Source organism: Sphingomonas sp. Leaf21 (genome assembly GCF_916858675.1).
In the GTDB taxonomy this organism is placed as follows: Bacteria; Pseudomonadota; Alphaproteobacteria; order Sphingomonadales; family Sphingomonadaceae; genus Sphingomonas.
In genome coordinates this window covers 1-22,905 of sequence record NZ_CAKASM010000003.1, presented here as the reverse complement: position 1 = coordinate 22,905, position 22,905 = coordinate 1, and the positions used below count along the sequence as shown (strand labels likewise).

21 protein-coding genes are annotated in these 22,905 nt (G+C 67.8%); 16 read left to right on the top strand and 5 right to left on the bottom strand.

Features of this window, described 5'->3' with window-relative positions:
* The first annotated feature begins 340 nt into the window (after positions 1-340).
* From LRP66_RS03980 to LRP66_RS03925, 12 genes are all read left to right on the top strand, one after another.
* Positions 341-2,116: a GGDEF domain-containing protein gene (locus LRP66_RS03980; protein ID WP_230481449.1), complete on the top strand. Its 1,776-nt coding sequence runs from the start codon at positions 341-343 to the stop codon at positions 2,114-2,116.
* Positions 2,095-2,292: a hypothetical protein gene (locus LRP66_RS03975; RefSeq protein WP_230481223.1), complete on the top strand. Its 198-nt coding sequence runs from the start codon at positions 2,095-2,097 to the stop codon at positions 2,290-2,292. The genes LRP66_RS03980 and LRP66_RS03975 overlap by 22 nt, the downstream gene beginning before the upstream one ends.
* 61 nt (positions 2,293-2,353) lie before the next feature.
* A complete protein-coding gene (locus LRP66_RS03970; protein ID WP_230481222.1) occupies positions 2,354-2,593 on the top strand; it encodes an exodeoxyribonuclease VII small subunit in 240 nt (79 codons plus the stop codon).
* A 3-nt stretch (positions 2,594-2,596) separates the two neighbouring features.
* Positions 2,597-3,496, top strand: coding sequence for a polyprenyl synthetase family protein (locus LRP66_RS03965; RefSeq protein WP_230481221.1), 900 nt, complete (start codon positions 2,597-2,599; stop codon positions 3,494-3,496).
* Positions 3,493-3,996: a pantetheine-phosphate adenylyltransferase gene (gene coaD / locus LRP66_RS03960; protein WP_268992431.1), complete on the top strand. Its 504-nt coding sequence runs from the start codon at positions 3,493-3,495 to the stop codon at positions 3,994-3,996. Before LRP66_RS03965 ends, coaD begins: the two co-directional genes overlap by 4 nt.
* Before the next feature lie 196 nt (positions 3,997-4,192).
* Positions 4,193-4,972, top strand: a complete 780-nt coding sequence (locus tag LRP66_RS03955) for a peptidylprolyl isomerase (protein WP_230481220.1) — start codon at positions 4,193-4,195, stop codon at positions 4,970-4,972.
* Positions 4,969-6,006, top strand: coding sequence for a tRNA preQ1(34) S-adenosylmethionine ribosyltransferase-isomerase QueA (gene queA, locus LRP66_RS03950; protein ID WP_230481219.1), 1,038 nt, complete (start codon positions 4,969-4,971; stop codon positions 6,004-6,006). Before LRP66_RS03955 ends, queA begins: the two co-directional genes overlap by 4 nt.
* On the top strand, positions 6,003-6,500 hold the full coding sequence (locus tag LRP66_RS03945; protein ID WP_230481218.1) for an EF-hand domain-containing protein: 498 nt from the start codon (positions 6,003-6,005) through the stop codon (positions 6,498-6,500). The genes queA and LRP66_RS03945 overlap by 4 nt, the downstream gene beginning before the upstream one ends.
* A complete protein-coding gene (gene tgt, locus LRP66_RS03940; protein WP_230481217.1) occupies positions 6,497-7,627 on the top strand; it encodes a tRNA guanosine(34) transglycosylase Tgt in 1,131 nt (376 codons plus the stop codon). Before LRP66_RS03945 ends, tgt begins: the two co-directional genes overlap by 4 nt.
* Before the next feature lie 10 nt (positions 7,628-7,637).
* Positions 7,638-7,850: a hypothetical protein gene (locus tag LRP66_RS03935; protein WP_230481216.1), complete on the top strand. Its 213-nt coding sequence runs from the start codon at positions 7,638-7,640 to the stop codon at positions 7,848-7,850.
* 24 nt (positions 7,851-7,874) lie between these two features.
* Entirely contained in the window at positions 7,875-10,715 is a 2,841-nt protein-coding gene (locus tag LRP66_RS03930; RefSeq protein WP_230481215.1) for a M16 family metallopeptidase, read from the top strand.
* 148 nt (positions 10,716-10,863) lie between these two features.
* Complete coding sequence (locus LRP66_RS03925) at positions 10,864-11,883, top strand: cell wall hydrolase (protein WP_230481214.1); 1,020 nt, start codon at positions 10,864-10,866, stop codon at positions 11,881-11,883.
* Here the strand turns inward: LRP66_RS03925 and LRP66_RS03920 are convergent.
* The 3 genes from LRP66_RS03920 to uvrA form a co-directional block, all read right to left on the bottom strand.
* Positions 11,871-12,194 carry a hypothetical protein gene (locus tag LRP66_RS03920; protein ID WP_230481213.1) on the bottom strand — a complete coding sequence of 108 codons (324 nt, stop codon included), beginning with the start codon at positions 12,192-12,194 and terminating at the stop codon, positions 11,871-11,873. The genes LRP66_RS03925 and LRP66_RS03920 overlap by 13 nt on opposite strands.
* A gap of 190 nt (positions 12,195-12,384) precedes the next feature.
* On the bottom strand, positions 12,385-12,795 hold the full coding sequence (locus tag LRP66_RS03915; protein WP_230481212.1) for a glycine zipper 2TM domain-containing protein: 411 nt from the start codon (positions 12,793-12,795) through the stop codon (positions 12,385-12,387).
* A gap of 445 nt (positions 12,796-13,240) precedes the next feature.
* Positions 13,241-16,141, bottom strand: a complete 2,901-nt coding sequence (uvrA, locus tag LRP66_RS03910; protein ID WP_230481211.1) for an excinuclease ABC subunit UvrA — start codon at positions 16,139-16,141, stop codon at positions 13,241-13,243.
* Positions 16,142-16,304: 163 nt separating this feature from the next.
* On the opposite strand from uvrA, the gene LRP66_RS03905 reads away from it, so the two are divergent.
* Together LRP66_RS03905 and LRP66_RS03900 are read left to right on the top strand one after the other, a co-directional pair.
* On the top strand, positions 16,305-17,822 hold the full coding sequence (locus LRP66_RS03905) for a S10 family peptidase (protein WP_230481210.1): 1,518 nt from the start codon (positions 16,305-16,307) through the stop codon (positions 17,820-17,822).
* Positions 17,823-17,969: 147 nt separating this feature from the next.
* Positions 17,970-19,166, top strand: coding sequence for a M24 family metallopeptidase (locus tag LRP66_RS03900; RefSeq protein ID WP_230481209.1), 1,197 nt, complete (start codon positions 17,970-17,972; stop codon positions 19,164-19,166).
* A gap of 60 nt (positions 19,167-19,226) precedes the next feature.
* On the opposite strand, the gene LRP66_RS03895 is transcribed toward LRP66_RS03900, so the two are convergent.
* Positions 19,227-20,240, bottom strand: a complete 1,014-nt coding sequence (locus LRP66_RS03895) for a 4-hydroxyproline epimerase (protein WP_230481208.1) — start codon at positions 20,238-20,240, stop codon at positions 19,227-19,229.
* A gap of 33 nt (positions 20,241-20,273) precedes the next feature.
* Here LRP66_RS03895 and LRP66_RS03890 point away from each other — a divergent pair, with 33 nt between their 5' ends.
* Positions 20,274-21,551: an NAD(P)/FAD-dependent oxidoreductase gene (locus tag LRP66_RS03890; RefSeq protein WP_230481207.1), complete on the top strand. Its 1,278-nt coding sequence runs from the start codon at positions 20,274-20,276 to the stop codon at positions 21,549-21,551.
* A 23-nt stretch (positions 21,552-21,574) separates the two neighbouring features.
* Here LRP66_RS03890 and LRP66_RS03885 read toward each other — a convergent pair whose 3' ends face one another.
* Positions 21,575-21,871, bottom strand: coding sequence for a hypothetical protein (locus tag LRP66_RS03885; RefSeq protein ID WP_230481206.1), 297 nt, complete (start codon positions 21,869-21,871; stop codon positions 21,575-21,577).
* A 236-nt stretch (positions 21,872-22,107) separates the two neighbouring features.
* Between LRP66_RS03885 and LRP66_RS03880 the strand changes: the two genes are divergently transcribed.
* Positions 22,108-22,905 (top strand): AAA family ATPase (locus tag LRP66_RS03880; protein ID WP_230481205.1); only part of this gene is annotated, 798 nt, incomplete at its 3' end.

Sequence of the window (22,905 nt, the reverse complement as noted above, 5' to 3'; positions counted from 1 at the left end):
GAAGAGGCCGGGTGGCGACGCCCGGCCTTTTTCATTCCTCCCTCGCCCGTTGTTGCGGAAGGGGAGTTGCGCTGGGCTCGCTCGCCCCAGCCCTATGTGCGCTAGCGCCTGGTTCCTCCCGTTCCAATCAGGCGTCATCCCGATGTATGGCTGGCAAGCGTCCCCAACCCACTCATATTCCCCCGCGCAACCACGAACGGAGCATTCGCGGACAAATCCCCGCACAAGGGGAATGAGACGGATTCGGTCAATTTAACCCGATCTTTAACCGTATTTTTGGTCTTTTACCGGCAGATGGCGCGCCATGGACGGCATGGGTCGGATCAGGATCTTGGCGCTCGTGCTCGCGCTGCTGACGGTCATCTGGCCGATGGCTTCCGCACATGCGCAGATCGGCGAGGCCGTCGCCACCTGCATTCGCCCGATCCAGCCGGGCCAGACCGCGCCCGCGATGCTCGCGCAGCCGCAAGGGTTCGATTGCCGCGATGACCAGTCCGCATATGGCGCGGGCGATTTCTGGGTGTTGTCTCAACCGCTTCGCCCCGTGGCGGGCGATCCGCGCGAGCGGCTGAGCATCGCGTTCGCCAGCACGTGGCAGGATGCGACGACGCTTCACATCCTCTACTCCGACGGACAGATCCGGCGCATCGCCTTCACCAGCGCCACGACCTCGCGCTATCTGCTGCTCGGCCCCGTCATCGCGGTCCCCCTGCCCCGCACCACGGCACGCCCCGTCCGTATCCTCTGGGAAGCGCGCGGCGCCGCCAACATGCGCGGCGTCGTTCGCGGCGCAAGGCTCGAGCATCACGGCGACGCACTGGCGGTCGAGGCGCAACTCAGCCTGTTATACGGCATCCTCATGGGAATGGTCGTCGCGCTCGCGCTCTACAACCTCGTCCTGTGGCCGGCGCTGCGCCAGCCCTTGCAGCCGGTCTATTGCCTGCTCCTGTTCTTCATCACCGGCTATGCCCTTTGTTCGTCGGGGCTCATCGGACAATGGCTCCCCTGGCTCGACAATAACGAGCGGCACCGGTGGAACGCGATCATGCTGGGCGGTGTCGCGCTGACCATCGTGATCTTCGCGCGCTTCTTCTTCGAACGCGCGGTGTTCCGGGGCTGGCTGGACCGCGCGGCGGTGCTGGTCTTCGTGCTGATCGCCGTCCCCAATCTGGCCTTCGCGCTCCTCGCGCCGCTGTGGATCCGCACACTCGACGCGATGGTCGTCGCGGGCTTCGCGATCCTGCTCGCCTTCCTGATCGCGGTGCTGGTCCAGGCCTGGCGACGGCGGAGCAACTTCCTCTGGGCCTTCGCGATCGGCTGGAGCATCCCGATCGTCCTGGCGATGTTCCGCGTGCTCAACGCCGCGCATCTGATCGCCTGGCGCCCGTGGATCGACCAGTCGACCGTCTTGTCGATGGGGGCCGAGGCTTTGTGCGCCAGCCTGGGCGTCGCCTATCGAATCTATCTGCTCAGCCGGGAACGCGATGTGGCGCGCGCCGACGAGCGGGTCGCGCGGCGGCTGGCGGACACCGATCCGCTGACCGGCCTCTTCAACCGCCGCGCCTTCCTCGACCAGGCGATCGGGCGCAGCGGGCCGCAGACGCTGATCCTGGCCGATATCGATCATTTCAAGCGGATCAACGACACGCTGGGCCATGACGGCGGCGACGAGGTGCTGCGCATCTTCGCCAAGGCCCTGGCCGATTCGCTCGGCCCCGACATGCTGGTCGCGCGGATCGGCGGCGAGGAATTCGCGCTGCTCGCCGATGCCGCGCGGGCACCCCATGCCGAGTTGCTGCTCGCCCGACTGCGCGGCGCGACCTATCCGACCGGCGCGAAGGTCACGGCGAGCCTGGGTCTGTGCACCGGTCCGATGGAGAGCGAGGAGGACTGGCGCCACGTCTATCGCGAGGCCGACCAGGCGCTGTTCGCCGCCAAGAACGGCGGCCGCGACCGTGCCTGCTGGGGCGTGTCCCCGCCCGGTGCCCAGCCGCCCTCCGGCAACGCCGTCGACCGCTCCGCCGCCCCCTTGCCCAGCGCCCCCTTGCCCATCGACCGCACCCGGCCTAGACATCGCGTTGGGGAGAAGGGCATTTGCGCGAGCGGCGGATCATGATCGGCATGGCGGTACTGGCGCTCGTCGCGTTGGCCTATCGCCATCCCACGGCCGATATCCGCCTGATCACCCATGACATCGCCGATCGTTCGCCGCGCCGGGTCCAGGCCGCGGTCGATCTGGGCCTGTTCGGCGTCTCGATTCTCTACACCTGGACGGTCCACCGCCTGCGATAAGCCGCGTCGCGATCGTGCGAGCGTCCTTGCGCCCGCCGGGCCCGTGTCGCATAGCGGCCCCATGGATACGCCCATCGAAGAACTCACGTTCGAGGACGCCCTCAAGGAATTGGAGAGGATCGTCGGCCGACTGGAAAGCGGCGAAGCGACGCTCGACGAATCGATCCGCCTCTATGAGCGCGGCGACCGTCTGCGTCAGCGTTGCGCCGAGCGGCTTGACGCGGCGCAGGCCCGGATCGAGGCGATCCGCCTGGATGCCGAGGGCAAGCCCAGCGGCACCCGCCCCTTTCAGGCGGGCTGAGGCGTGACGCTCACCAACACCGATCTGCGCGGCGCGCTGGCCGAAGTCGCCGAGGATATCGACGCACGCTTCGCCGAACTGCTCGCCGATCCGGGCGACCCGCGCGCCTCGCTCTACGCCGCGATGCGCCATGCCGCGATCGGCGGCGGCAAGCGGCTGCGTCCGCTGCTGGTGTTCGCGACGTCGCACCTGTTCGCGGTCGATCGCGACTGCGCGGGCTGGGTCGCGACCGCGCTGGAGGCGATCCACGTCTATTCGCTGATCCATGACGATCTGCCCGCGATGGACGACGACGATATGCGCCGTGGCAAGCCCACGGTGCACAAGGCGTTCGACGAGGCGACCGCGATCCTGGCGGGCGACTGCCTCCATGCGCTGGCCTTCGAGATCCTGGCCGATCCGGCGACGCATCCCGATCCCTTCGTCCGCTCCGAACTGATCCTCGACCTCGCGCGGGCGTCGGGGCCCAGCGGCATGGCGGGCGGTCAGCAGATGGATCTGGAGGCGGAGCGGCAGGTCTTCGATCTCGCCACCGTCACCCGGCTTCAGCAGATGAAGACCGGCGCGCTGATTTGCGCGGCGGTCGAGGCGGGCGCGATCCTCGGCCGTGTCGCGCCGGAGGGGCGCACGCATCTGCGCGGCTACGCGCACGACCTTGGCCTCGCCTTCCAGATCGCCGACGACCTGCTCGACGCCGAGGGTGACGAGGCGGCGGCCGGCAAGAAGCTGCGCAAGGACGAGGATGCGGGCAAGGCCACCTTCCTCAGCCTGCTCGGCGTCGAGCGTGCGCGCGAACAATGCCGGATGCTGGTCGACCAGGCGGTCGCGCACCTGCGCGATTATGGACCCGAAGCCGATCTGCTCCGCGCCATCGCCGCCTATGTGGTGGAGCGCGACCGGTGACGCGGATCGGCGTCTATCCCGGCACCTTCGATCCCGTGACGCTGGGCCATATGGATATCATCCGGCGCGGCGCGAAGCTGGTCGACCGGCTGGTCATCGGCGTCACCACCAACCCGTCCAAGTCGCCGATGTTCACGCTGCATGAGCGGATGGCCATGGTCCGGCGCGAAGTCGCGGACGTGGCGGGCGAGATCCATGTCGTCGCGTTCGATTCGCTGCTGATGGATTTCGCCGAGCGCGAGGGGGCCAAGGTCATCGTCCGGGGTCTGCGCGCGGTCGCCGACTTCGAATATGAGTATCAGATGGCGGGGATGAATCAGCAGATCAATCCGCGCGTCGAGACGGTCTTCCTGATGGCCGACGTCGCGCTGCAGCCGATCGCCAGTCGGCTGGTCAAGGAAATCGCGATCTATGGCGGCAACATCGCCAAATTCGTCACCCCCGCCGTGGCGACCGACGTCGCCCAGCGGGTCGAGGCGATCGGGCGCAAGGGCAGCTAGGCCCGATCGACATTCAACTATGCCTGGCCTTCCCTCGCCCCTCGTAGAGGGGAGGGGGGAGAATAAGCTGAATGTCGATCCGGCCTGATATCCTCCCCGCTCGCGGGGAGGATTTTTTCCTCGATAAGGTTCAGATTGGCGCAAGGGGCGATTTGCTCTACAGCCACCCCATTCCTTCCCTTGTCGTAGAGATATGATGCGCGTTCTCGCCGCTCTTGCCATGATGATGGCCAGCCTGATCGCCGTTCCGGCGCAGGCGCAGAAACAGTCCGAAGTCCAGCCCAAGTTCAGCACCCCCGCCAAGGCGGCGCAGGTGCTGGAGGCCAATGTCACCGGCCGCGCGACCCCGCCGCCGGTCACCGACAAGGAGAATCTCTGGCTGCTCGACCTGTCGACCGGCGGGCGGGTGACGATCTGGCTGCGTCCCGACGTCGCGCCCAAGATGGTGGAGCGGATCAAGACGCTGACCCGCCGCCATTTCTATGACGGCCTGACCTTCCACCGCGTGATCGACGGCTTCATGGCGCAGGGTGGCGATCCCAAGGGCGACGGCACCGGCGGCTCGGACCTGCCCAACATACCGTCCGAGTTCAACTATCTGCCGCATGTGCGCGGATCGGTCGCGGCGGCCCGCGCCGACGATCCGAACAGCGCCAACAGCCAGTTCTACATCGTCTTCCAGCCGCGCTTCTCGCTCGACAAGAAATATACGGTGTTCGGCCGGGTGATCGACGGCATGCAATATGTCGACGGGATCGAGCGGGGCGAGCCGCCCGCGAACCCGAGCAAGATCGTCCATGCCTATATCGCCGCCGACAATCCCCCGGCCTATGTCCCCCTCGCCCCCGTTGCGGCGCCCAATCTCGGCGCACCGGTGACGTTGCCGGGTGCCGCGCCCGCCAAGCCCGCGATGACGATCCGTCGCCCCGCCCCCAAGGCGGCCCCGGCCAAGAAGGCGGCAACGGCCACCAAGTGAACGTAGATCTCTTCGACTTCACGCTCCCGCCCGAGCGGATCGCGCTCCATCCGGCATCCCCGCGCGACTCGGCGCGGATGCTGGTCCTCGAAGGCGACGCGACCCGCGACGAGCGGGTCGGCGACCTGCCGACCTGCCTGCGCCCCGGCGACCTGCTGGTGTTCAACGACACCCGCGTCATTCCCGCGCAGCTCGAGGGGGTACGGGGCGAAGCGCGGATCGGCGCGACGCTCCACAAGCGTGAGGGCAGCCGTCGCTGGCGCGCCTTCATCCGCAATGCCAAGCGGCTGCGCGACGGCGACGTGATCGACTTCGGCGCGGGCGTCTCGGCGACCGCGCGCGACCGGGCGGAGGATGGCAGCTTCGCGCTCGACTTCGCGGGCGACGAACCCGTCGAACTGCTTCTGGAGCGGGCGGGCACCATGCCCCTGCCCCCTTACATCGCGCAGAAGCGCGGCGTGACCGAGCAGGACGCCGACGACTATCAGACGATGTTCGCGAACGAGCCCGGCGCGGTCGCGGCACCCACCGCCGCGCTGCACTTCACGCCGGAGCTGCTCGCGTCGCTCGAGGCGGCCGGGGTCGGACATGCCACGCTGACCCTCCATGTCGGTGCGGGCACCTTCCTGCCGGTCAAGGCCGACGATACGATCGATCACAAGATGCACGCCGAATGGGGGCGGATCGATGCCGCCACCGCCGAGCGGCTCAACGCGGTCAGGGCCAGGGGCGGCCGGGTCATCGCGGTCGGCACCACCTCGCTTCGCCTGATCGAGAGCGCGGCGGGCGAGGACGGCCTGATCCGCCCGTTCGAGGGGGACACGGCGATCTTCATCACCCCCGGCTATCGCTTTCGCGGGATCGATGGGCTGATGACCAATTTCCATCTTCCCCGTTCGACCCTCTTCATGCTGGTCTCCGCGCTGATGGGACTGGATCGGATGCAGGCGGCCTATGCCCATGCGATCGCGAACGGCTATCGCTTCTACAGCTATGGCGACGCCTCGCTGCTGCTGCCGGAACGCGCGACATGATCCTCCTGGCGCTGCTGCTCCAGGCGGCGACGCCGGGGAGCAACGAGACGGTGACGGTCACCGCCCGCCCCACGCCCTTCGCGCAGACGCCCGCGACGATGGTGGTCGAGCCGGTGGCGATGATGATCGCCGCGTTCGACAGCGATGGCGACGGCAAGACCAGCCGCGAGGAGATGGAAGCGGGGGTCAAGCGCTCCTACGACCTGATCGACACCGCGCATCAGGGATCGATCGGCTATCTCCAGTTCGCCGACTGGGCCGAGCGCTGGCTGGGCGACCGCAACGCGCTGCCCAGCCCGTTCGACGTCGACCGCAACAGCGACAACCGGATCACCCTGGCCGAGTTGCAGGCGCATTTCTCCCGCCTGTTCTCGCGCTTCGACCGCGACCATGACGGCGCGATCAGCCGCGCGGAGGCTTTGACCATCCGTACCATTCCGGCCGATGCCAACGGCCCAACCGGCCCGCTCGCGCCCCGAGGCAGAAGACCATGACCGCCCGTTTTTCTTTCGCGATCCACGCCACCGATGGCCGCGCCCGCACCGGCACGATCAGCATGAAGCGCGGCGAAATCCGCACCCCCGCCTTCATGCCGGTCGGCACCGCCGCCACCGTCAAGGCGATGAAGCCGGGCGACGTGCGCGCGAGCGGCGCGGACATCATCCTGGGCAATACCTACCACCTGATGCTGCGCCCCGGTGCGGAGCGGGTGGCCCGGCTGGGGGGGCTGCACGGCTTCATGGGCTGGGACCGGCCGATCCTGACCGACTCGGGCGGCTATCAGGTGATGAGCCTGGCCGAGCTGACCAAGCGCTCGGAGGACGGGGTGGCGTTCAAGAGCCATCTCGACGGGACGCGCCACCTGCTCAGCCCCGAACGATCGATCGAAATCCAGCGTCTGCTCGGCTCCAACATCGTCATGGCGTTCGACGAACTGGTCCCGACGACCTCCACGCGCGAGGTGCAGGCCAGCGCGATGGAACGCTCGATGCGCTGGGCCCGCCGCAGCCGCGATGCCTTCGACGCAGGCGGCCAACATGCCGAGGACAATGCGATCTTCGGCATCCAGCAGGGCGCGCTGGACGAAGGCTTTCGCAAAAGCTCCGCCGACGCGCTGATCGATATCGGCTTCGATGGCTATGCGATCGGTGGCCTCGCGGTCGGTGAGGGGCAGGAGGCGATGTTCGGCTGCCTCGACTTCGCGCCGGGCCAGCTTCCCGCCGACAAACCCCGTTACCTCATGGGCGTCGGCAAGCCGACCGACATCGTCGGCGCGGTCGAGCGCGGGGTCGACATGTTCGACTGCGTGCTGCCGACCCGCTCGGGCCGAACGGGGCAGGCCTTTACGCGACAGGGCCCGATCAATATCCGCAACGCCCGCTTCGCCGAGGATCAGGGGCCGCTCGACCCCGCCTGTGGCTGTCCGGTCTGTTCGACCTGGAGCCGGGCCTATCTCCATCATCTGGTCCGTGCGGGCGAGATCCTCGGCGCGATGCTGATGACCGAGCATAACATCTGGTTCTATCAGCAGATGATGGCCGATCTTCGCGCGGCAATCGGCGAAGGACGGCTGACAGCCTTTGCGGACGACTTCCGGGCGCGCTACGCTGCGGGACAGTAGGAGAGTAACCATGACCGATCGTACCGATGACGCGCCCAACGAGATCCTCGCCGCCGCCAAGGAGGCCAAGGACCATGCCGTCGCGGCCGCCGAAGCGACCGCCGAGTCGATCAAGGAGCGGACGCGCAACTGGCCGCTGGGCAAGATCGGCCTGGGTGTCGGGATCGGTTCGGCCGCGGTCGCGGCGGCGGTGCTCTACGGCACGCGCAACAAGTCCAAGTAACATCTTTCCATAAAGAGGGTCTTCATGCGCCTTTTCCGTGCCGCGCTTCTGCTCGGCGTCGCCGCCCTTCCCTCGCTGGCAGGGGCACAGACCGCTGCACCGTCAGCGCGCACGGAAAGCGTGAAGCCCATCGACTTCACGACGCGCACCCTGCCCAACGGCTTGCGCGTCTACGCCATTCGCGACACCGCGACGCCCAATGTCTCGGTCCAGGTCTGGTACGACGTCGGGTCGAAGGACGATCCCAAGGGCCGTTCGGGCTTCGCGCACATGTTCGAGCATCTGATGTTCAAGGCGACGCGCAATCTGGTCCCCGAACAGATGGATCGCCTGACCGAGGATGTCGGCGGCTATAACAACGCCTCGACCGCCGACGACTATACCAATTACTTCGAGGTGGTCCCCGCCAACCATCTGCAGCGCCTGCTCTTCGCCGAGGCGGACCGCATGGCCTCGCTGGTCGTCGAGCCCAAGAGCTTCGCCAGCGAACGCGACGTGGTGAAGGAGGAACTGCGCCAGCGCACCCTCGCCCAGCCCTATGGCAAGCTGTTCTCCATCTACTATCCCAAGCTGGCGTACAGCGTGCATCCCTATGCGCGCCCCGGCATCGGCAGCCTGGAGGAGCTGGAATCGGCGGGCATCGACGACGTGCGCGCGTTCCACGCCACCTATTACCGGCCGGACAATGCGGTACTGGTCGTATCGGGCAATTTCGATCCCGCACAACTCGACCGCTGGGTCGATCAGTATTTCGCCAACATCCAGCGACCCGGCAACCCGATCCCGCGCGTGACGGTACAGGAGCCGCCGCGTACCGAAGCGGTGTCGCGCACGGTCTACGAGCCCAATACGCCCCTGCCCGCCGTCCTCGTCAGCTATCACATCCCGCCCGACCGGAGCGCCGACACGCCCGCGCTGATGGTCCTGAACGCGATCCTGTCGGCGGGCGAGAGTTCGCGCCTTTACGAGGACCTGGTCTATCGCGACCAGCTGGCACAATCGGCGTCGACCTTCCTCGACACCAAGCAGTCGACGGGCAATCTCGTCCTCTATGCGATGATGGCTAGCGGCAAGCCCGTTGCCGAGGGCGAAGCCGCGCTCAAGAAGGAGGTCGCCCGGCTGCGTGACGCGCCCGTCTCCGCCGCCGAACTGGCCGAGGCGAAGAACGAATTGCTGACCGCCGCGCTCAAGCAGCGCGAGACCGCCGAGGGCAAGGCGAACCTGATCGCCAACAGCGTCATCATCGACGGCGATCCCAGTGCCGCCGATCGCCAGATCGCCGCCGTGCAGAAGGTCACTGCCGCCGATATCCAGCGGGTGGCGCGCGCCTATCTGACGGATCGCCAGGGGGCGACCATCCGCTATATGCCCGACGGCGCGCGCCCGGCGAACGTCCGCGAGATGCCGATCGAGATCGCTCCGACGGTGCAGGTCGCCGCGCTCACGCCGCCCGCGAACATTCCGGTCGTCACCCCCGCGCCCGAGGGGCAACGAATCCTGCCCCCCGCCCCCGGTGCGCCGATCGCCCCGACCCTGCCGCAACCGGTGGTCGCGACGCTGCCCAACGGGTTGCGCGTGGTCACGGTCGAGCGGCATGATTTGCCGCTGGTCACCGCGTCGCTCGTCGCGCTGGGCGGCGCGGCGACCGATCCGGCGGGCAAGGCGGGCGCGAGCAGCCTGTCCGCGGAGGTGATGACCAAGGGCACGCAGACCCGCTCCGCCACCGAGATCGCCCGCGCGGTCGAAAGCCTGGGCGGATCGATCGCCAGCAGCGCGACCGATGACGGCGCCAGCCTCGACCTGACCGTGCCATCGGCGCAGGCGGATACCGCGATGACCATCCTGGCCGATGTCGCCACCCATCCCGCCTTTGCGCAGGCCGAGATCGACCGCGCCCGGACCCAGTCGATCGACAGCCTGAACGTCGCGATGAAGAACCCGGCGCAGCTTTCGGCGATGGTCGCGGACCGGGTGGTCTATGGCACGCGCGCCTATGGGCAACCGCTGTCGGGTACGCCCGACTCGCTCAAGGCGCTGACCCGCGCCGACCTGACCGCCGCCTATGCGCGAAGCTGGAAGCCCGGACAGGCGACCCTGCTGCTGGTCGGCGACGTCACGCCCGCCCAAGCGCAGGCGCTTGCCAAGCGGCATCTGGGCGATTGGCGCGTCACGGGTGGGGCGGCGTCGGCGGCGAAGGCGAGCGAGCCCGCCTTCCCGGCACCGCGCGTCATCGTCGTCGACATGCCGGACGCCGGACAGGCGGGCGTCGTCGTCGCGCGGTCGGGCATCCGCCGCGCGGACGACCGCTATTATCCGCTCGCGGTCGCCAATACCGTGCTCGGCGGCGGCTTCTCGTCGCGGCTCAATCAGGAAATCCGGATCAAGCGCGGCCTAGCCTATGGCGCGGGAAGTTCGGTGGCGACCGGGCGCGATATCGGCCTGATCTCCGCCCGCACCCAGACCAAGAACCCCTCGGCGGCCGAGGTCGGCTCGCTGATCGACGCGGAGATGACCAGGCTCGGCACCACCGCCGTACCGCAGGACGAACTGACGACACGACAGGCGGTGCTGGTCGGCGGCTTCGGCCGGACGATCGAGACCACCGACGGTATCGCAGACATCCTCGCCAGCTATACGCTGCAGGGCGTGCCGCTGGACGAGCTGAGCCGCTACATCCCACGCGTCCAGGCGGTGGATTCGGCGGCGGTCCAGTCCGCTTCCGCCGCGCTGCTCGATCCCAAGGCGGCGAGCATCGTCATCGTCGGCGACGCCAAGCAGTTCCTGCCCGCGCTGCGCCAGACGCATCCCGAGGTCGAGCTGATCCCCGCCGACGCCGTCAATCTCGACACGCCGAAGCTACGCTGATCGCGATCCCCCGGGCCGCGCCCGGGGGATCGCCCCGCATTACGGGATACGCGAAATCCTTAACCCTCTGGGGTATAGGCCGTGCACTGGCATGATCGCGGCTGGAGGATTCCCGACATTGCGGGTGGCGAGGCGGACGGTAAGGCGAATGGTGCAGGTCTGGCTGATATTGCTGGGCCTGATGCTGACGGTCGGCCTGATGCTGGCCGCGCAAGCCGCGTGGCGCGCGCGCCCCCCCCGGACCGCCGCGACGGCGCCCGGTCCCTTCGGCGCTGCGAAGCCCGTCCCCGTGGACGTGCTGCCCGCCATGGACGGCAGTACCGGCACCGTTGCGCTACCCACGCTGCCCATTCCGCCCGGCGCGCGATTGACTGATAACGGGATGACCGCCGCGCGCCCCTTCGCCTGGGGCCCGGCCGACGCCTCCGACCGGGCGCGGGCGATGGAGTGCCTGACCGCCGCCATCTACTATGAGGCCAACGGCGAAAGCATCGATGGCCAGCGCGCGGTGGCGCAGGTCGTGCTCAATCGCGCGCGTCACCCCGCCTTTCCCGCGACGATCTGCGGCGTGGTCTATCAGGGCGTGGAACGGGCGCATTGCCAGTTCAGCTTCGCCTGCGACGGCGCGCTGTCCCATGGACCGTCCGTCGCAGGCTGGTCGCGCGCCGCCCGTATCGCGGCGGCGGCGCTGTCGGGCAGCGTCTTTACGCCGGTCGGGCTCGCCACCCATTACCATACGTTCGCGGTGGCCCCCGCCTGGAACCGAGCGATGGTGATGACCGACATGGTCGGCGCACACCTGTTCCACCGATGGAAGGGCTATTGGGGTACGGCCGCGGCGATGAACCGCGTCTATCGCGGCGGGGAGGCGATGCCCGCGCTGCCCGCCCTGTCATCGGTCGCGGCGGGGGACGTGCCAGCAGCCGCCGCTTTCGCCGTGCCACCGACCCCGATCGCCGCCGCCATGGCCGCCTCGCCATCGCTCTCACGCGATCCGGCCAGTCCGCCGCCAGCCGCCGCTCCGGTCACCCCGGTTCTCAGCGAAAGGCTGAGCCGGTCGGGCGATATCCTCGACAAATGGAAGGATAGCGGCCGCATGATCGAGCGCCCCGAAGGGTCGCGCCAGGCGACGCCCGGCGCGACCCCCGTCGCCGATCAGCGGCGATAGTTGCGGTCGTTCTTCTCGAAGCGGACCTGACGGCTGAGCACGGCATAGCGGCGGTCGAGGTCGTTGCGCTCCGACGCGCTCAACCCGCCGCCCGAACGGCGATACCGATATTCGAGCTGGCTCAGGTCGCGGAGCTGGGTGCGCAGACGAACCGCCTCGCGCCGGTTGAGCGCGCCCGATCGGATGCCCTGGTCGATCCGGCTCTGAAGCTGGCCCTGCCGCTGGGCGATCGGGGTCCAGCGCTGCGCATCGGCGACCGACGGAACGGCAATGGTGGCGAACCCCAGCCCTGCGAGAATCATGGCCTTCATAACGTTACTCCCATAACTAAGCGGGCGATTACTGGCCCGATCCCCAATATGGGGACCGATGATCGCAAAGCTGTCCCAGACACTTAACGAATATGTCACCAAGTGTCGCAACATGTGACGCTTCGTTCATCTTCGCGGTCATCGACGACCAGGGGTTATGCCCTCCCCCTTGCGAGGAAGGGCATGGGCCTTAACGGCAGCGAACGTTGCTCCGCTCGATCGCGCGACCCGCCAGCGCGCCACCGGCGGCGCCGAGCAGCGTGCCCAGCGTCTGCGATCCGCCCGAGCTGATCGCCGCGCCCAGCGCGCCACCCGCGATACCGCCGACGATCAGACCCGTCGTGCCGTCGTTGCGACGGCAGTAATAGCGGCCGTCCTGCCCGACATAGACCCGGTCGTTGTCGCGAAGCCGCCGCTCGCGGTAGCGTGCGTTGTCGACATAATAGCGATCGGCATAATAGCCGCCATAGGCCGGGTCCGGCCGGTTATAGTCATAGGCGTAGCGCGGCCCGCCATAGCCGCCACCGTAACCGCCGCCATAGGTCGAGCAGCCCGACACCAACGTCGCCGCCGCTACCATGCCAAGAGTGAGTGCACGCATCAGATCCTCCCTCATGAGTGATGCGAGGGAATCGTTTCGGGCGCAGAAAAGTTGCGATGGGTCGGGTGGCGCGGTGGGACAGGTCGCACCTGCACTTCGAGTCCGCCCAGTGCGAACGGGGACGATGGCCTGGGCCGGATCGACATTCAGCTTATTCTCCCCTCCCCCGGACAGGGGAAAGGTTAGCGAAGCTTGCCAGCGTGCTGGCTAGCGCAGCTTGGGTGAGGGGTTGAGCGAGCCTCAAGGCTCGCGCGCTCTTCGAGCGCTTCACCCCTCACCCGGCTCCGACTAGGCCTTTGCTTCGCAAAGACCAAGTCTTCGCAACCCTCTCCCCTCTACGAGGGGCGAGGGATGGACAGGCATAGTTGAATGTCGATCGGCCCTAGCCCCCCCTACCCCGTCCAGCCTGAGCGAAGTCGAAGGCCGCGCGGATACCGCGGGCCGATCACTCCGCCGCCTGCGCCTGCCCCTTGTCCAGAAGCGGCTTGAGATACTTCCCCGTGAAGCTGCGCGGTTCCGCCGCGACCACTTCCGGCGTACCGACCGCGACGATCTCGCCACCCTTGACGCCGCCCTCGGGTCCGAGGTCGACGATCCAGTCGGCGGTCTTGATGACGTCGAGATTATGCTCGATCACCACCACCGTATTGCCCTGTTCGACCAGCGCGTGGAGCACCTCGAGCAGCTTGCGGACATCTTCGAAATGCAGTCCCGTGGTCGGCTCGTCGAGGATGTAGAGGGTGTTGCCCGTCGCCCGGCGCGAGAGTTCCTTGGCCAGCTTCACCCGCTGCGCCTCGCCGCCCGACAGGGTCGTCGCCTGCTGGCCGACCTTGACGTAACCCAGCCCCACCTCGACCAGCATCGCCATCTTGTCGCGGATCGGCGGCACCGCCTGGAAGAACTCCGCCGCATCCTCGACCGTCATGTCGAGCACGTCGGCGATCGAATGCCCCTTAAACTTCACCTCCAGCGTCTCGCGATTGTAGCGCGCGCCGTGGCATACGTCGCAGGTCACATAGACGTCGGGCAGGAAGTGCATCTCGATCTTGAGCACGCCGTCGCCCTGACACGCCTCGCACCGGCCGCCCTTGACGTTGAAGCTGAACCGGCCGGGCTTGTATCCGCGCGCCTGCGCCTCGGGCAGCCCCGCGAACCAGTCGCGGATCTGGGTGAAGGCGCCGGTATAGGTCGCCGGGTTCGAACGCGGGGTGCGGCCGATCGGCGACTGGTCGATGTCGATCACCTTGTCGAGATGGTCGAGCCCGCTGATCTTCTCATGCTTGCCCGCCAGGATGCGCGCGCCGTTCAGCGTGCGCGCGGCGGCGGCATAGAGGGTGTCGATGGTGAAGCTCGACTTGCCCGATCCCGACACGCCGGTGATGCAGGTGAAGGTGCCGAGCGGGATGCTCGCGGTCACGCCCTGCAGATTGTTGGCGGTGGCCTTGTGCACGGTCAGCTTCTTGCCGGACCCCTTGCGCCGCTTGGCGGGCACGGCGATCTCGCGCGTGCCGTTCAGATAATCGGCCGTCACGCTCGTCTTGGACTTGAGCAGTTGCTTGAGCGTTCCGTGCGCGACGATCTGGCCGCCATGCACGCCCGCGCCCGGCCCCATGTCGATGACATAATCGGCGGTGCGGATCGCATCCTCGTCATGCTCGACCACCAGCACGGTGTTACCCAGGTCGCGCAACCGCCGCAGCGTCGCGAGCAGCATGTCGTTGTCGCGCTGGTGAAGCCCGATCGACGGTTCGTCCAGCACGTACAGCACGCCCGACAGGCCCGATCCGATCTGCGATGCCAGGCGAATCCGCTGGCTCTCACCACCCGACAGCGTACCCGAGGTCCGGTCGAGATTCAGGTAATCCAAGCCGACATTGTTGAGGAAGCCCAGCCGCTCGACAATCTCCTTCAGGATCGGCTGCGCGATGGCGCGTTGCTGGTCGGTCAGATGCTCGGGCAGGCCGGTAAAGAAGGCCAGCGCATCGACCACCGACAGATGCGTGGCGTAGGAAATGTCCTGCATCGCGATCTTGACCGCCAGCGCCTCGGGCTTCAACCGCGCGCCGTGGCAGACTTCGCAGGGCTGGGACGACTGGTAGTTGGCCAGTTCCTCGCGCATCCAGGCGCTCTCGGTCTGGAGCATCCGGCGGTTGAGATTGCCGATCACGCCCTCGAACGGCTTCTTCACGTCATAGGACTTCTTGCCGTCGACGAAGGTCAGCGTGACCGCCTTGCCCTTCGTCCCGTACAGGATCGCGTCGCGGACACTGTCCTCCAGATCCTTCCACGGCGTCTCCAGCGCAAAACCGAACTCGCGCGCCAGGCTGCCCAGCACCTGCATGTAATAGGGGCTGGGCGGATTGGACTTGGCCCAGGGCACGACCGCGCCCTTCTTGATCGACAGTTCGTGATTGGGGACGACGAGATCTTCGTCGAAGATGAGCTTCTCGCCCAGCCCGTCACAGGCCGGGCAAGCCCCCTGCGGCGCGTTGAACGAGAACAGCCGCGGCTCGATCTCGGAAATGGTGAAGCCGCTGATCGGGCAGGCGAACTTCTCGGAAAAGACGATACGGCCATCGGGTGCGTTGTCGCCCAGCACCGCCGATTTGGGCGTGTGCGGCTCGACCGGATCGGCCGGGTCGACATAGGCGAGGCCATCGGCCAGCTTCAGCGCCGTCTCGAAACTGTCGGCCAGGCGGGTGGCGATATCCTCGCGCACGACGAGGCGATCGACCACCACCTCGATATCGTGCTTGAACTTCTTGTCGAGCGCCGGGGCCTCGTCGATCTCGTAGAGCTGGCCGTCGATACGCACGCGGGTGAAGCCCGCCTTCTGCCACTCGGCCATTTCCTTGCGATATTCGCCCTTGCGGCCGCGCACCACGGGGGCGAGCAGGTAGAGACGCGTCCCCTCGGGGAGCGTCATCACCCGGTCGACCATCTGGCTGACCGTCTGCGCCGCGATCGGCTCCCCGGTGGCGGGGCTGTAGGGAATGCCGACCCGCGCCCAGAGCAGGCGCATATAGTCGTAGATCTCGGTGACGGTAGCCACGGTCGAGCGCGGATTGCGGCTGGTCGTCTTCTGCTCGATCGAGATGGCGGGCGACAGCCCCTCGATATGATCGACGTCCGGCTTCTGCATCATCTCCAGAAACTGGCGCGCATAGGCCGACAGCGACTCGACGTAACGCCGCTGCCCCTCGGCATAGATGGTGTCGAAGGCGAGGCTGGACTTGCCCGACCCCGACAGGCCGGTGATGACCGTCAGCGTGTCACGGGGAATGTCGATATCGACATCCTTGAGATTATGCTCGCGCGCGCCGCGGACGGAAATCTTGGTCAGCATGAAGCGGGTTCTACTTCTGTTCCAGGGGAAAGGCCAGAGGTGAGATAGGGTGCGGAGGGGTCGGTTTCGAGGGGCCGGTTTTGGCGGCGACAGGCTTGCGGGAACGCGGAAGTCCGGCGCATGATCCCATCTTACCGCTGTTCGAGGGGGAGTAGTTTCCAACGTGCCGAAGACCTTGCACCTGACCGCCCTGTTGCTGCTGGCCAGCAGCGCCGCCATCGCCCCCTCGCTCGCCGCCGCGCAAAAGGCCGAGAAGACCGAAACCAAGACCACCACCGAAACCAAGGACGACGACAGCAAGCGCCCGCCGCTGCCCGCCGACAAGACGATCAGCCAGAGCGCGCGGATCGGTGGCCGGGTGATCAACTACAGGGCGACGATCGGCAAGATCGCGGTCCGCGACGACAAGGGCAAGGAGATCGGGCAGGTCGTCTACACCGCCTATACCGTACCCGGTGGCGACGTGCGGCGGCCCGTCACCTTCGCGTTCAACGGCGGACCGGGCGCGGCATCGGTCTATCTGAACCTGGGCGCGGTTGGGCCGAAACGCGTCCAGTTCGGGACGCAGGGTGACGCCCCCTCCGATTCGCCGGTCACGACGGACAACGCCAATAGCTGGCTCGACTTCACCGACCTGGTCTTCATCGACCCCATCGGCACCGGATTCAGCCGCAGCCTGGTCGATGAGGCGGAGACCAAGAAGGATTTCTACGCCAACGATCCGGACATCAAATATCTGTCCAAGGTCGTCTATGACTGGCTGGTCAAGGAAGGCCGGTTGCGCTCGCCCAAATATGTCATGGGCGAAAGCTATGGCGGCTACCGCGCGCCGCGCATCGCCTATGAACTCCAGTCGCAGATCGGCGTGGGCGTCAACGGCATCGTGATGGTGTCGCCCTATCTCGACCCCGCCTCGGGCGACGATGCCACCGCGCTGTCGCCGCTGCCCTGGATGATCGACCTGCCCTCGATGGCCGCCGCGCAGCTCGAGCGGCAGGGCAAGCTGACCCCCGAGGCGATGGCGGGGGTCGAGGCCTATGCGCGCGGCGATTATCTGCGCGACCTGATGCGCGGGCGGTCGGACACGCAGGCGGTCGACCGGATGGTGACCCGCGTCACCGAGCTCACCGGGCTGGACCCGGCGCTGGTCCGCAAACTGGGCGGGCGGATCGACACGCGGACCTATCTGCGGGAGATCCATCGCAACGATTCGACGATCGGCAGCATCTACGACTCCAACGTCACCGCCTTCGACCCATTCCCCTGGTCCTCGCAGCAGCGGTCGAACGATCCGCTGCTCGACTCGCTGATCGCACCGACGACCAGCGCGATGGTCGATTTCGTCACCCGCGAGGTGGGCTGGAAAACCGACGCGCGCTTCCACGCGCTGTCCTACGAGGTCAACAGCGCCTGGGATCGCGGCAAGCCCGAGGACACCCCCGTCACCGACCTGCGCAAGGCGATCGCCAATGATCCCAAGATGAAGGTGATGATCGTCCATGGCTGGGACGACCTGTCCTGCCCCTATTTCGCGTCGCGGCTGATCGTCGACCAGATGCCGAGCTACGGCGTGGCACAGCGGGTGCGGCTCAACGTCTATCCCGGCGGGCACATGTTCTACAGCCGCTCGGACAGCGGGGCGGCGTTCCGACGGGATGCGATGGCCATGTATGGGGGATGAGTAGCGATCCCCTATCCGTGCGGGCCGAGCGAAGTCGAATCCCACGGCCCACCGTCAGGTGCGGGCGAACGGAGGGCGGGTATTGCGTTGGACGATCGCCCCGGCCCGCGCTACACGCCCGACCGTATACGAAATGGAGGAAATCGCATGGCGGGCATGATCGGCGGATCGACGGCGGAACGCGAACTGGCGAGCCTGTCGCCCTGGACGAACCCTGCCCCCGTCATCACCGCCGGGGAGCGCGCCCACCGCCTCGACCGGGCGCGCGAGTTGATGGGCCGCATGGGAGCCGACGCGTTGCTGGTCGGCGCGGGGGCGAGCCTGCGCTATTTCACCGGCGTCGCATGGGGTGCGACCGAACGGCTGGTCGCGATGCTGCTGCCGGTCGTGGGCGATCCGATCTTCATCTGCCCCGCCTTCGAACTCGGCTCGTTCGAGGCGAGCCTGGCCGTTCCCGCGGCCGATATCCGCTTGTGGCAGGAAGATGAAAGCCCCTCCGCCCTCGTCGCCGATTCCCTGAAGGGCGCGAAGACGCTGGCGATCGATCCGGCCATGGCGTTCCTGTTCGTCGAACGCATCCGCGCCGCCGCGCCGGGCGTGGCGCTGGTCGATGGCGGGCCAGTCGTCGATGGCTGCCGCCAGATCAAGTCGCCCGCCGAGATCGCGCTGATGCAGCAGGCGATGGACATGACGCTGGAGGTGCACCGCCGCGCCGCGCGTATCCTGCACGAGGGCATTCGCGCGTCCGAGGTGATCCGCTTCATCGACCAGGCGCACCGCGCACTGGGCGCGTCGACCGGCAACACCTTCTGCGCGGTCCAGTTCGGCCGCTCGACCGCCTTCCCGCATGGCCTGCCGCAGGACGACGTGTTGCGTGACGGCGATCTGGTGCTGGTCGATACGGGCACGCTGGTCGACGGCTATCACAGCGACATCACCCGCACCTATGCGTTCGGCGAAGTGGGCGATGAGGTCCGCCGCATCTGGGATATCGAGAAGGAGGCGCAAGGAGCCGCGTTCGCCGCCGTCCGTCCGGGCGAGCCATGCGAGGCGGTGGATTACGCGGCGCGCGCGGTGTTGGAGCGAGCCGGCCTGGGCCCCGATTACCGCCTGCCCGGCCTGCCCCACCGCACCGGGCACGGCATCGGCCTGTCGATCCACGAGCCCGCCTATCTGGTGCGCGGCGACACGACTCCCCTCGCGCCGGGCATGTGCTTTTCCAACGAGCCGATGATCGTGGTGCCGGACCGTTTCGGCGTGCGGCTGGAGGATCACTTTTACGTGACCGAGACGGGCGCTGCCTGGTTTACCCAGCCGCAGCCCGCGATCGACGATCTGGGGTAAAGCTTCGCCCCGGTGAGGGCCGGGGCAGTGGGTTCGCGCGGCTTCGCGCGAACGACCGCTTCACACCACCGTGAACCCGGCCCAGAACGGATCCTCGCGGTCGATCCAGATCGTATTGAACCCGGTCGCGATCGCCGAGCCCTGGATCGAGGGTACGATCGCCACCTGCCCGGCGAGGTCGGTTTGCGCCTCGACCCGGCCGATGAAGCGGCTGCGGATATAGCTTTCGTGGACGAAGCGGTCGCCGACCTTCAACCGTCCCTTGGCCGCCAGATGCGCGAGCCGTGCCGAAGTGCCGGTGCCGCACGGGCTACGGTCGATCGCTCGCTCGCCGTAGAAGACCGCGTTGCGTCCGTCGGCATCCTCGGCGGAGGGCTTGTCCGCCCAGAGCACATGGCTGACCCCCCGGATCGAGGGTTCGAGGGGGTGGACCGGCTCGAACTGCTCGCGCACCAGCTCGCGGATCGTCCGGCTCAGCTCGACCAGCTTCGACGCGCCCAGATCGTCCAGTCCGGTATAGGCCCCCTGCGGCTCGATGATCGCATAGTAATTGCCGCCATAGGCGACATCCAACGTCAGCGGCCCGAAGCCCGGCACGTCGATCCGGATGCCCTCCGCCGCCAGATAGGCGGGGACGTTGCGGATTCGCACGGCGGTAACCTTCGCACCCTCCTTCTCATATTCGATATGGATGGTGCCCGCGGGCACCTCGACCTTCAGCTGGCCGGGCTCGCGCGGGGTAATCAGGCCGTGTTCCAGACCGAAGGTAATCATCCCGATCGTGCCATGCCCGCACATGGGCAGGCAGCCGCTGGTCTCGATGAACAGGATCGCCGCGTCGCTGTCGGGCTCGCAGGGTGGATAGAGGAAGCCGCCCGACATCATGTCATGCCCGCGCGGCTCGAAGCACAGCCCGGTGCGGATCCAGTCGAACCGCTCGAGGAAATCCAGCCGCCGTTCCGCCATGCTGGCCCCGCGCAACAAGGGAGCCCCCCCCGCCACCAGTCGCACGGGATTGCCCGCCGTATGGCCATCGATGCAGAAGAAGGTATGGCGGATCGTGGGTGACGTCATCGGGATTCCCTTGCTAGGAATTCGGTATACGATATGACCGCCCCCATGCCCAAGCCGGAAAATCACGCATCAGCGTCGGATCGTCGCAGCGCCATCGTCATCGGCGGCGGGGTCGTGGGGACGACCACCGCGCTGGCACTTCAGCGCAAGGGGTGGGCGGTAACGCTGGTCGAGGCGGAGGAAAGCCCCCGCGCCGCCTCCTGGGGCAATGCGGGCCATATCGCGACCGAGCAGGCCGAGCCGATCGCGTCGCCCGCAATGGTGCGCGGTTTCGCCAAAAGGCTGTTCTGGCGCGGCGGCGCGCTGGCCCTGCCGCCACGCGAGATCGCGACATGGCTGCCCTTCTCGCTGCGCCTGCTGAGGGCCGCCCGCCCCGTGCGCTACGCGCGTTCGCATCAGGCGTTGGCGGCGCTGCTCGCCCAGGCCATGCCCGCCTGGCAGCGGCACGTCGCCGCGCTGGGCGCGCCCGATCTGCTCCGCGCCCACGGCCATGTCGTGCTATGGGAAACGCCGGAGAGCGCCGCGCGCGGCTTGGCCAACTGGCAAGCGGCGGATACCGGCACCGCACGCTTCCGCCCGCTGACCGAGGCGGAGTTGCAAGACTGGCGCACCCGCGTCCGCAGCCCGATCGCGGGCGGCATCCGGTTCGAGGGCAGCGGACAGATCGCCGATCCGACCCGACTCGCCGATACGGCGACCGCGCGCTTCATCGCCGATGGTGGTACGCGGATCGTCGGCAGGGTCGAGGCAGTCGGCGATGGCGAGGTCCGCCTGACCGACGACCGCCGCCTGTCCGCCGATCAGATCGTGGTGACGGCGGGGGTGGCGAGCGCCGCGCTGCTCCGCCCCTTCGGCCTTAGCGCCCCGATCATCGCCGAGCGCGGCTATCACCTCCAGACGGGGTCGGAGGTCGACTGGCCCGCCGACCTGCCGCCGGTGGTGTTCGAGGACCGCTCGATGATCGTCACCCGCTTCGCCGGTGGCCTGCGCGCCGCCAGCATCGTCGAGTTCGCCCGCGCCGAGGCCCGGCCCGACCCCGCCAAGTGGAACCGCCTGCGCCACCACATCGCCGCGCTCGGCCTGCCGATCGGTGCGGACGCGAAGCCCTGGATGGGCGCGCGGCCGACCCTGCCGGACTACCTGCCCGCGATCGGGCGGGTGCCGGGGACGCGGGGGGTGTCCTATGCGTTCGGGCACAACCATCTGGGGCTGACGCTGGCGCCCGTTACCGGCGAACTGGTCGCGGCGATGTTGGACGGAGAGCCGGCGCCCGTTCCCACCTCGCCGTTCGAATTGCAGCGGTTCGGATAATCCGGGGGAATATCGGGCGGAGGCTAGTCGAAGATACCAACCGCCGCATCAGCCCAGATCACGCACACCGCCGCCAGTGTTCCGATGACGAGCAGGGCACGGACCACCGGCGGCGCCGACAAACGCGGCGCGCATTCGCAGGCGATACCGATCGTCCCGAGCAATATAGCGGCGAATACGAAGTCGATCGCGTCCCAATCGACTTCCCTGGTAAATCGCATGGCCAGCGCTGGCGCGAGCAATAGACAGGCCAACAGCGCCCAGACGACATTCCGCAATGTGCGGGAATGACTCCCCCGCAGGTTGTCGATCAATTGCATAATCACCCCATCTCCCGGACGGCGGGCGGCATCATGCCGTTGTTTGTCGTGTAATGAAAGCGGCCGGAAACGGCGCTTGTCGACCGATCCGGCCAATACCCCCCATGCGCGCGCCCCACGTCCCCATGCGATCCAGGTCGTGGTCGCCTGGGCGTCATCCCAACACTTCCCTCGACAACGCGCGCCCATCCGCTATCGCTTGAGGTCCAACGACGTCGGGGGGCGGCACCGGGTCCGTGCAGATCAAGCGGCTTCGCATTTCGGGTTTCAAGAGCTTCGTCGATCCGGCCGATCTGGTCATCGAGCCGGGGCTGACCGGTGTCGTCGGCCCCAATGGCTGCGGCAAGTCGAACCTGCTCGAAGCGCTGCGCTGGACGATGGGTGAGAACAGCGCGCGGTCGATGCGCGGCGCGGGGATGGAAGACGTCATCTTCGCCGGGACCGCCACCCGCCCCCCGCGCGACTTCGCCGAAGTCACGATCCTGGCCGAACGCGATGGCGACGAGACCGAGATCGTCCGCCGGATCGAGCGCGGGGCCGGGTCCGCCTATCGGATCGACGGGCGCGACGTGCGCGCCAGGGACGTCGCGCTGCTGTTCGCCGATGCGGCGACCGGTGCCCACTCGCCCGCGCTGGTCAGCCAGAACCGGATCAGCGCGGTCATCTCGGCCAAGCCCGCCGAACGCCGCGCGATGCTGGAGGAGGCCGCCGGGATCGCCGGGCTGCACGTCCGCCGCCGCGACGCGGAAGGCAAGCTTCGCGCGACCGAGGCGAACCTCACCCGGCTGGACGAGGCGATCGCCGATCAGGACGCCCGCATCGCCACCCTGCGGCGGCAGGCGCGCGCGGCGGAACGCTATCGCCTCATCTCCGACCAGATCCGCGTCGCCGAAGCGCGGATGATCTTCGCCCGCTGGCGCGACGCGGCCGAAGCGGCGGCCACCGCGCGGACCGAAGCCGATGCCGCCGAACGCCAGGTCGCCGACGCCACCGCCGCCGAACGCACCGCCGCCAAGGCGCAGCAACAGGCCGTC